Here is a 9,775-nt window from a genome sequence, read left to right as displayed (position 1 = left end):
TAGCGTGCAAGACCGCGCCCTTCAGATCCCCGGTTTTGCATGGCCTCTGCCGCCATGAAGCATATGGCACCCTCACCTCCATCCTCTCCCGCAGGTTTGCGGGCGAGGAAGCGGAACATGAAAGCCGCGGGAGCATTCCCACTCGAAACGTCGCGTGGGTTGCATACGCTCCGTCGCCATCCGCGATGTCGTCGCTGCACCGCCATCGCGGTGCCTTCTTGAGGCGCGGAGCGAAGTCCACTAGATTGCCTGCCATGGAGGTGGCTTTCCTTGAAAAATTCCGCAGCACGAAACCGCATCGCTGAACGGCTGGGCACGGCGTTGGCAGAACTGCCACCGAGCAAGCTGCAGCAGGTCGCCGATCTCGCCGAGCATCTGTGCGCCCAGGGCGAGTGGGAGGCCACGCTCGATCTGATGAGCGATGAGGCAATGCGTAAGGAGATTGACATCGGCCGGCGACAAGCGGCGCGCGGTATGGGACGCCCGTGGCGAGAGATTCAAAGGCGTGTTCGCGGTTAGGCTCACGCCTCAAGCCGAGCGGGCATACGAGAGGGTCGATCGCGTCTTGGCGGAGTTCGAGAAGGGCAACCTGCAACACCGCAACATCCGGGCTCTGCGCGGCCCGTTCGCCGGTAGCCTCCGCTACCGTCTTGGCGACTGGCGCATCGTCTTCCGAGTGGACTTCGACAAACACAGCGTGTGGGTGGAAGCGATCACCACCAGGGGCGGCGCGTACCGCTAGGTCATTTCGCACCGAACGTCCGAAGGGTCGCCGCAGGGCAGGCCCGCCCGCTGCAATCGGTCCTTCCATCACCGTCCGGCCCTCTGCGCGTGCTGGTGTATGCCACACGGGCGGAACGGCACCACGACACGCGGTCGCGGCAGCTCCTGGCGTGAGACGAATGGGCTGAGCGTGAACGGCCGGCTGGAGCGGACAACGAAGTCCGTGGCCTTGCCGTCGATCCACGTCTGCACCCACACCCGCGCCGCAGGTTTGCTCAGGCGCTTGCGGAAAGAGCGATTGGTCCACAGCTCGACACCACGGACCTCTCGCGGTGTCAGCTGAACGCGCGCGTAATCGACAAAGACCGGCGGGGCATCGAACAACTGGTACGAAAGCAGAAACTCGCTTGCGCTACCGGGCGGCACTGGCGAAGCCAGCGCGATCTCGAAATACCGGTAGCCCGGCGTCCCTTCGGCCGGCCGCACGGTGCGCCGGTGCTGCCGCTCCCGGTCCGCCACAACCCCGAGGTGGATCAGATTCAGCACGTTCGAGAACATGCTGATCAACTCCGCCGCCTGCGCGCGGTATGTGCGGCTGGTGAGCAGCACCTGCGCCCAACTCGGCGTGGGCCGAGCATGCTGCGGCGCGAAGCCCGCCACCGCTTCTACCAGTGGCCGGCCCAGCGCCGCGGCGAGTTGCCGGGCCATACGCAACGTCGGCGCGATCTTTCCCGCCGCATAGCGGGACACCGAGCTGGGAGCGACGGCGTCGCGTGACCGCCGGGCCCGCGGCGACCGCACCTTCGCTGCCAGGCTCGCCTGCTTCTGCTGGCGCAAGTCTGCTCGAAAACTTTCCGCCAGATCGACCCGCAAACTCGGGTCGTCGAAAAACCTCCGCCGCGGCTGCCCCCGCCTCCCCTTGGGCACGGCAGCTCGGGCCATTCCCTTCCGCGCGCTTGAAACTGTGCCGTTTGGTTCTGGTTCCATGCGAAGTACCGCGCAGTCGCGTTCAGAAACCGGCAGCCGCATCCCTCACGGGCTGTCGGTGGCGGCGACACAGTTCACTTTGCCGCCCGTTGGTTTGCACACGAACACCTTTCTTCCCGCCCCGAAGAAGGCCCCGTTGCGCGTCACGTAGAGCGTGGAGCCATCGCCGCTGGTCGCGACATCGGCGTAGCTGCAGCCGCAAGACGGTGAGGCAGCCCATCAGAAGTCCAATCGTGATGATGCGTGTCATCGTTCCGTTCCCCTTTCTCGGCGGCCGGAAACTCTTTGCGTGGAAAACAAATCGAGACCCCATGCCCCGGCTTCGGCTTGCACTCGGCGGCGCCCGTTTGCATTTCCCCGATCTCTCGATCTCTCGGGTGCATCGCCAGTTCGTATCTGGGCTCCCATCAACCCTCTCGACGAATCAGCTCCAGCTGCGGGCGGTGCCTTCCATGCGTCGCCTCAATCTGAACCCCGCAGTCATCCTTTACAGCGCATTCGCCCGGCGCACCGCAATGTGTCGGGCGTTCTTCTTGTTGCAGAAACGTGACCTTGAACACCCCACTTCTGCAAGGAGACACTGCGATCACGACAGCACGAAAGGTCGACAACACGAAAGATCCCCACAAACATCACCGCGCCACTCGCCTGACGATCAGGGTCGCCGACCGCTTCGAGAATTGGTCCCGGCGGGGGATCGAGACCACGCCCAAGCGTTTCTCCGCTTCGTGCTTTCGAGCTGTCGTGCTTTCGTGATGCTCCGGTCCGGCGGAGGCGATCACGACAGCACGAAAGGGCGACACCACGAAAGATCCCGAGGGACATCACAGCATCACTCGCCTGGCGATCGGGGTCGCTGACCGCCGCCGCGTCGATCGAGACCACGCCCAAGCGTTTCTCCGGTTCGTGCTTTCGAGCTGTCGTGCTTTCGTGATTCTCCCGGGGGCCGCCTCACTCCGGCCGCCCTTCGGTTTGCCGGCGCACGGCTTCGCGGTCGCGGATGCGCTTCTCGATGGTGCCGGTGGCTTGGACGTAGAGCGACTCGGCGCGCAGTTGGGCGGCCTTACGGTACTGCTCGCGGGCTTTCTCCAACTGGCCTTGCGCTTCGTAGGCCACGCCGATGTCGTAGAAGGCCGCTGCGCTGTTCGGGTGTGCCTGCGCCGCTTGCTCCCAGGAGCTGATCGCCAGCGACCAGTTGCCGCCCTTGGCGTAAGTGACGCCGGTCTTGATGTGCTCGGTGGCGGCTTTGGCGCTCTCGGCGCCGCCGCCGAAGAAGCCGATGTCGTCGTCCTTTTCGCGCAGCTCGATGTTCACCACCACGTCGTGCGGCGCGATCTTCCTGGCAAAGGCACCGAACATCTCGTCGGTGGCGCTGCGTAACATGTCGTTGCTGTCGATTACGCTCAGCTGGGTGCCGGCGCGCTGGCAGTCCTGGTCCCGGCCGTGCCCTTGCAGCGGCACGCTCATGGCGATGGCCGTAGTCGAAGTGTCGATGAACTTGGTGTTCAGGTGAATGCGCGCGGTGCGCTCGATGCAGTTGTAGGTGACGTGGTAGGTCTTCTTGTCATGCGTCTCCTCGCGCACCTCGCTGTACTGGCGGTCGCGGGTGCCGTATTCGTTGACCGAACCGGCAATCATGCCGTCGACCCCGAGCACCTTGCCGACCCGGGCGGCGCTGCTGTCATCGACCAGCCCGCTGGTGCCGAGCTTCTGTTCCTGCAAGACCTGATCGAGCCGGTCGCGGCTGACGAGCGTGAAGTAGGGCTCGCCGTTGACCTGCGCATTCATCAAGGTGGCCTCCAGCGCGTTGCCCAGCTGATCACCGCCGTTACCTTGGAAGCGCAGAATCGCCACCCGGCGGAAGCGCGACAAATCGGTCTCCGCCGGCAAGGTCATCTTGACCGGAATCTTGGCGGCACAGCCGGCCAAACCGGCAAGCCACATGGTCATCACGAGCGATTGCCATTGCTGCTTCGTCATCTTGGCCTCCTCCTTCGAGTTTGTCGTCCTATTCGGCGGTCTCTCGGGACCGTCATGGCCCTTCCTTCGGTTCCTTCGGGGGCCTTGGTTAATTCTGACCGGACAAGAAGTTCACCGAAGGGCACAAAGGTCACGAAGGCGGCGGTGAAAGATGGGACCAATGGTCGGCCGAGGAGGGGACGCTCCGGTCTTCTCCCTTCGTGCTCTTCGCGCAATTCGTGGTGAGGATCTTGTCTCATAAGGCTGGCGCTTACCGGCACTGGCTCACTGACTCGTCCTCGCAGCTGGCGGCGAAGGCATCTACCGTCCCGTTCCCGTCGTAGTCGAACTCGACGCCGCCGGACGCGGTGAAATGAATCAGCCCGGTGCCCTCGGAGCGGGTGACTGCCAACAGGCCGTCGTGCGGGCAGGCTGTGCCCCGGGCGAGTCGGATCGGCGAGCGGGTCTGGAGCGTGACGTCGCCGACGCAGTCGATCTTCACGCCGCCAGCCAGCGTGGCTACGATCTCACCGCCGGCGTCGGCCAGCGTGACGTGGAACTCGCGGAAGTCCTGCGAAAAGCGCCGGCCGTTGGCGCGGTCGTTGACGTCAAAGCCGCCGTTGGCCCGGATGTCGCGAACACAGGGAAAGCCAGCTGACTCGACCTCGAGTCGCAGCGCCCGAAATCGCAATGCCCCATTGACGTCATCTTCCGCCGATTGGATGTCGAAGGAGCCGTCGAGAGACTCGGTGAAATCCTCACCCGCGCAGCCGTACCCGTGTGGCTCGATGCTCGCCGTGAAGCTCGCGGTCAGCCGCCCGATGGTGTCCCCGTACCGATCGGTGATCACCACCGAGAAACCGTTCAGCCGCATTCTCATGCTGACGCCGTCGGGAACTTCACCGGTGCGGCACACCCCGGCGGCACCCACCGTGACGGACAGATTGCCGTTCATGAGCAGCGTGTTCCCGTAGTCGTCTTCCCCCCTGCAACTGGAGAACGACCCGCTGACGGTGCTGCTACCGCCGCCTTCGCTGCACGAGGCGCAGACGGTCCCGCCCAGCGGGCAGCGCCCGCACTCCGCCGCACCGCCTGCCTGAGCGCCGCCGCTCGCGGGCACGACTGCGGCCAAGGCGAGCTCCCGCGCGATTTCCAGCGGGCGCCGGCCAGCCCGGCCGAGCGCCGCCGCGCTGCCGCTCAGGTCGGTGCCGGGGATATCCGTCAAGGCGGCGGTAAAGGAGACCACGGTCGAGACGGCTACGCCCGAGGCGACCTCGGTGCACGCCTCCGGGTCGGCGCAAACTTCGGCGCCGCCGCCTCCCTCACCTCCACCCCCTCCACCACATCCGATGACAAGGGCAGAGAGCATGACGACACCGGTACGCCATCCCCGACGAGAGAAGAAACCTGAAGCATCCATGAACATGAAGGCCCCTCCTATGACTCTTGCTGACCTACGTCACACCGCGTTGGCCGCGCGCACCATGCCCGCGGTAATGAACAGATCGATGACCAGCCAAATCCACAACGGCACCAGCAGCACAAAGCCAATCAGAAGAAACGACGTGGCCCAGCCGATGATCCCGAGCAGCAACTGCGCAATCCCCGATCCCACCCGGTTCAGATAGAACCGGTGTAGACCCAGCTGCCCGAGCAAGATCAGCAGCGCGTAAGCCGTCCCCATCGACTTCTCCGTGCGGATCACCATCACCTGCGGACGTTGCTGTTCCATTGGCTCCCCCCTTTCCCTCTTGGCCCTTGCCGGGCGTTGTGCCCCCGCTTGCAGCGCGTGCCCAGCCGGCTCTACCGATCAAAGCGCTACATCTCGGCCTCACCTGCTACGCCAAGGCGTAGCAACTTGGGCGGCGCGGCTTCAGCGAACTCACCAGGAAAACGCGCCCGGAGGTCGCGTTTTCCCGTGCCTACCAAGAGCCGACCAATACCGGCATGGCTGATACAGTGAGTGAAAAACGAGCCAGCCATGAACATCCCGTCATTGCCGTCGCTCTGGCATCGCGATCCCACATGCGGTGATCGCGATCAACGCAGCCTCGGCTAAACAACTACGGCTGCGCCGTCAAGAAAAAAGTTGCCGGTAGTGACAATGGTCATCAGGTGTGATGCCTGGCATCACGCGGTGAACCATTTCCAGTAAAAAACACAACATCCGGCCTGCCGGCTAACTTACAGCTCCCAGTCAACAATCCCCGGCGGCCGATAGGCGCAAAACTTCCCGGTGTGCAACCCGCGGCGCAGGTGCACGGCGAGGGCGGGGTGCAGGCGCTCGATGGCACTCAGCGCCCGGCTGATGGCATTGGAGACCTGTTTGCGTACCCGCTCATCAGCCGGGCGCGCATGCCGCAGTGCGCCGGTCAGCGCGGTCTCGATGCCATCGATGTGCTGGCGCAGGCCGGCTATGCGCCCGAGGTCGTTGCGGGCTTCCGCCTCTTTCAGCTCGGCGCCTAGCTCGTGCAACTGGCGGGCGTATTCGCTCTTGGCGCGGCCGTCGGCTGCCGGAGCCGCGCTGTCGGCGCGGCACAGTGACAAGTGCTCGCGCGCCAGTTGCTCCGATGACATCTGCCGGTAAGCGCCGGCGCCCTCGCCGGGGTCAGCACTCATCGTCAATTTCGCCAACTCGGCGGCGTGAATCGGCGCATGCGGCCGGCGCAGCAGCTCGGCGATGTAGCGCAGGCCGTGGCCGTCTCTGAGCTGCAGCGTCTTGCTCTCCCAGGCCAGGATCCAGCGCTTGCCGTCGCGGCGGAAGGTGTTCGGGGCGGCGCCGGCAGCACGGGGGTGCAGCAGGCCGGGTGTATCGGCCGGCCGTAGCTGCCTGACGGTTTCAGCGCGCAGCGTTTCGGCCTGCTCGAGGTAAGGGCTCATGGCCAGCTCGCGGTAAGTAACAATGGCTTGGTCGAGGAGGCCGCGCGCGCGCTCGCGCCCGCCCTCAACCTCACCGTGGTTGTGGGAGGGGGAGGGTGCGCGCAAAAGCATCTCGGCGTATTCACGCTGGGTGTGGGCGAGGCAGGGGCGCGCTCCGATTAGCGCGTTCATAGCGAGGGCGTGCTCGAAATGGTGTGCGGCTTCACCCCAGCGACCTTGCACGGTAGCGAGGATACCGAGGTAGCGCGCGACGGCGCCGCAGCTCGCCAGCGCGGGGGCCACCACCACGACGCGCTCGGCGTACGGCCGCAGCTGCCGGTACAGGACCGCGGCGCGGGCGGTGTCGTGCAAGCGCGCGCAGGTCTCGGATAGCAGTGCCATGCTGATGAACCAGTTCTGATCGCGCGGCAGATCGGTGAAATCGTTGCGCGCCAGGTGTTCAAACTCGCGCCGTGCCTCCGCCTCGTGGCCGAGCCGGCCGTAGAGGTCGGCGAGTGCCGCGCGCCACGCCGGCACCGGCGCCAGCTGATTGGCGAAATGGCGCGCGCCGGCAGTTACTTCCTCGAGGTCGCCGTACTCGCGCCGCAGCGCCAGCATTTGCACGCCGAAGAAGTGCAAGGCATCCGGGGTTTGCGCCCGCAGACCCAGTGCCAGCGCGTCGTTGGCCAGACGCTCGCCGGCCTCGAAGCGGCCGGCGAGGATGGCGTGCAGAGCGCTTGGTAGCGCCGCTTGCCAGATCAAGGCCGGTTGCCGCAGCTGCTCCGCCATGCGGGCGGCGGCCGCGGCCTCCATATCGGCAGCGGGCAGTTCGCCGCGTTCCAGCAGGTCGGTGACCAGCCAGACGCGGGCGTTGGCGGCGAACTCCGGCTCCTGGATCCGCTCCGCCAGCGCAATGATCTCGCGCGCCAGCACCAGGCGCTCGCTCAAGCTATCGGGGGCACCGATGGCAAACAGGCGCGTGCTGAGCGCATGCAGGAGCGTGGCCGGGTCGTCGAGCGTGCGGGCAATGGCCAGAGCTTCGCGCGTCAAGCGCTCGCGTCGAGAAGCAGCAGCGGCATCGTAGTAAAGGTGCTCGGCCAGGCGGCCGAGCAAGCGCGCGCGCAGTCTGCGCTCGCCGTTCCCCAGCGCTTGCAAGGCTTCCTCCAGCAGCGCCACGGCTTGCCGGTCGACCACGCCGGCATCCACGCCCACCAGCCCCGTGCCCGTGCCGAGGGCGGCGCGCGCCAGCAGCACGGCCCAGCGGCGATGATGTTGGCGCAAGCGCAGCCGCCGCCGCGCGCTGGCGGCGGCCTTACGCAAGGTCTGCTTGGCCGCCGGCATCTCGCCCCCGCGCCATTGCGCCTCGGCCAGCGCCAGCAGCAGTTCGCAGCGCTGCTCGTCGTGCGCCATGGGCTCGGCAAGCTCGCTCTTGGCGGTGGCAGCGCTGGCCTGCGGCGGGCGCTCGCGGCACAGATCGAAGGCCGCCAGCGCGCGCTCGCAATGCTGCGCGGCCTCTTCGTACGCCAAGCTGGTCATGGCTTGGGCGCCCGCCCTCAGCGCATACGTGTATGCTCTGCGGTCATGGCCGGCGTTCCAGAAGTGATGCGCCAGCTCCGGCAGGTGCGAGTCGAGGTCGGCCGCGTAGCGTTGCTCCAGTGCTTCGCCAACCTCTCGGTGCAGCTCCAGGCGCCGCGCCTGGCCGAGAGCTTCATAAACCGCCTCACGAATGATGGCGTGGCTGAAGCTGTAAGCCGTGGCACTGCCGGCGACCGGCACGATCACCCGGGCCGGCAGGGCTTCCTCCAGCGTTGCCGCCAGCTCGGGCGCATAGGCGGTGCCGGCAACCTGCGCCAGCAGCTCGGCGTCGAACTCGCGCCCGGCGACCGCCGCGATGCCGAGCAGCCGCCGGCAGGCACCGGAGAGCTGCCCGAGCCAGCGATCAATGATCAGGCGCAGGCGCGCCGGCAGCGGGCGGGCCGTGGCGGTCGGAAAACTCCCCTCTAGTAGCCACAGGCTCAGATACTCGACAACGAAGAACGGATTGCCCTCGGTCGCGTTATACACCGCGGTCACCAGCGGCAACGAGGCCGGTCGCCCAGTCAGCGCGTGAACGAAGTGGGCCACCTCCGGCTGGCTCAGTCCGCCCAGCACCACGCGCTCGGCCGCTCGCGCCAGCTGCGCCAGCAGCTGCGCCCCGCCCGGGCTGCGCGGCGCGGCGGTGTCTCGGTACGTGGCCAACAGCAGCACCCGCGCTTGGCACAGGTGCTGGGCGAGAAACTGGAGCAGCAACAGCGACGCGGTATCGGCCCAGTGGAGATCGTCGAGCACGATTACCAACGGGGCGCTGCGCGAGGCCTGGTGCAACAGCTTGGCCACGGTGTCGAACAAGCGCAGGCGCGCCTGCCGCGGATCGATCCGCGGCGAATCCGGCAGCTCAGGCAGTTGCTGGCGCAGCTCCGGCACCAGCGTCGCGATGTCGGCGGCGGCTGCCCCCAGGTGACGGCACCATGCTTGCGGCTCGCTCCCCGCCAGGTAGCTGCGGATCACCTGGGTCCACGGCCAGTACGAGCCCGCACCTTCACCTTCCCAGCACCGGCCCCACAGCACCCTCGCCCCACCCCGGCAGGCTTCGTTGGCCGCCTCCTCGGCCAAGCGGCTCTTGCCAATACCCGGCTCGCCGGTAAGCGTGAGCGCGCGCACCTGTTCGGCCAAAGTCTCGGCGAAGGCTGCACGCACCAGCGCCAGCTCGCGCTCGCGGCCGACAAACACGCGCCGGGTGCGGATAACTGACTGTTCGCCTACGGGCGAACCGAGCGGTCTGAGTGCTGAACTCATCACCTGCCTTCGTGCCGCCGAAGTGAAGCTTCAACCGGGCTGTCTCTAGTCGGACTAGGCCCGAAGAGTCAAGGAAGATCGACACGAATCGGACGCTGCCGGCGCAGTATGCTGCCGCTGACTTCGGCGGCGGTCACGCGGCTGGGGGCATCGGCGCCGCGATGGCTTTGGCATGGAACTCGCCGTGAGCGCTGCCTGCTGCCGGGGGCGCGCGACAAATTTGCGGGTAACGTGGTGCCGACCCTGATCCTGTTCGGTGTTATGGCCGTCATTCCCGCGAAAGCGGGAATCCAGTTTGGCGTTTGGCGATATGAACAAGCAGTTCTGCGTTTACATCCTGGCCAGCAAACGGAACGGCACGCTGTACATTGGGGTGACCTCACAGCTGGCAACGCGGGTGTGGCAGCATAAG

8 protein-coding genes are annotated in these 9,775 nt (G+C 66.4%); 3 read left to right on the top strand and 5 right to left on the bottom strand.

The annotated features are described in order from the left end of the window. The first annotated feature begins 270 nt into the window (after positions 1-270). Both HY699_23495 and HY699_23490 read left to right on the top strand, forming a co-directional pair. Positions 271-519, top strand: coding sequence for a hypothetical protein (locus HY699_23495; GenBank protein ID MBI4518771.1), 249 nt, complete (start codon positions 271-273; stop codon positions 517-519). Then, the gene (locus tag HY699_23490) at positions 506-742 is read left to right on the top strand and encodes a hypothetical protein (GenBank protein ID MBI4518770.1); all 237 of its coding nucleotides are present in this window, start codon (positions 506-508) and stop codon (positions 740-742) included. Before HY699_23495 ends, HY699_23490 begins: the two co-directional genes overlap by 14 nt. Before the next feature lie 68 nt (positions 743-810). Here HY699_23490 and HY699_23485 read toward each other — a convergent pair whose 3' ends face one another. The 5 genes from HY699_23485 to HY699_23465 all read right to left on the bottom strand — a co-directional run bounded on the left by HY699_23485 (position 811) and on the right by HY699_23465 (position 9,363). Next, on the bottom strand, positions 811-1,665 hold the full coding sequence (locus HY699_23485) for a hypothetical protein (GenBank protein MBI4518769.1): 855 nt from the start codon (positions 1,663-1,665) through the stop codon (positions 811-813). Positions 1,666-2,661: 996 nt separating this feature from the next. Then, complete coding sequence (locus HY699_23480) at positions 2,662-3,690, bottom strand: tetratricopeptide repeat protein (GenBank protein MBI4518768.1); 1,029 nt, start codon at positions 3,688-3,690, stop codon at positions 2,662-2,664. A gap of 250 nt (positions 3,691-3,940) precedes the next feature. Then, entirely contained in the window at positions 3,941-5,038 is a 1,098-nt protein-coding gene (locus HY699_23475; protein MBI4518767.1) for a hypothetical protein, read from the bottom strand. Positions 5,039-5,128: 90 nt separating this feature from the next. Further along, positions 5,129-5,377 (bottom strand): NINE protein, encoded by a 249-nt coding sequence (locus HY699_23470; GenBank protein MBI4518766.1) that lies wholly within the window; start codon positions 5,375-5,377, stop codon positions 5,129-5,131. Between the two features lie 476 nt (positions 5,378-5,853). Then, complete coding sequence (locus tag HY699_23465) at positions 5,854-9,363, bottom strand: AAA family ATPase (protein ID MBI4518765.1); 3,510 nt, start codon at positions 9,361-9,363, stop codon at positions 5,854-5,856. 310 nt (positions 9,364-9,673) lie between these two features. Between HY699_23465 and HY699_23460 the strand changes: the two genes are divergently transcribed. After that, positions 9,674-9,775, top strand: a 102-nt coding sequence (locus tag HY699_23460) for a GIY-YIG nuclease family protein (GenBank protein MBI4518764.1), incomplete at its 3' end; no start/stop codon positions are given.

The sequence above is a fragment of the Deltaproteobacteria bacterium genome, assembly GCA_016210005.1.
Lineage (GTDB): Bacteria > Desulfobacterota > Binatia > HRBIN30 > JACQVA1 > JACQVA1.
This window is presented reverse-complemented; position numbering and strand designations above follow the sequence as displayed.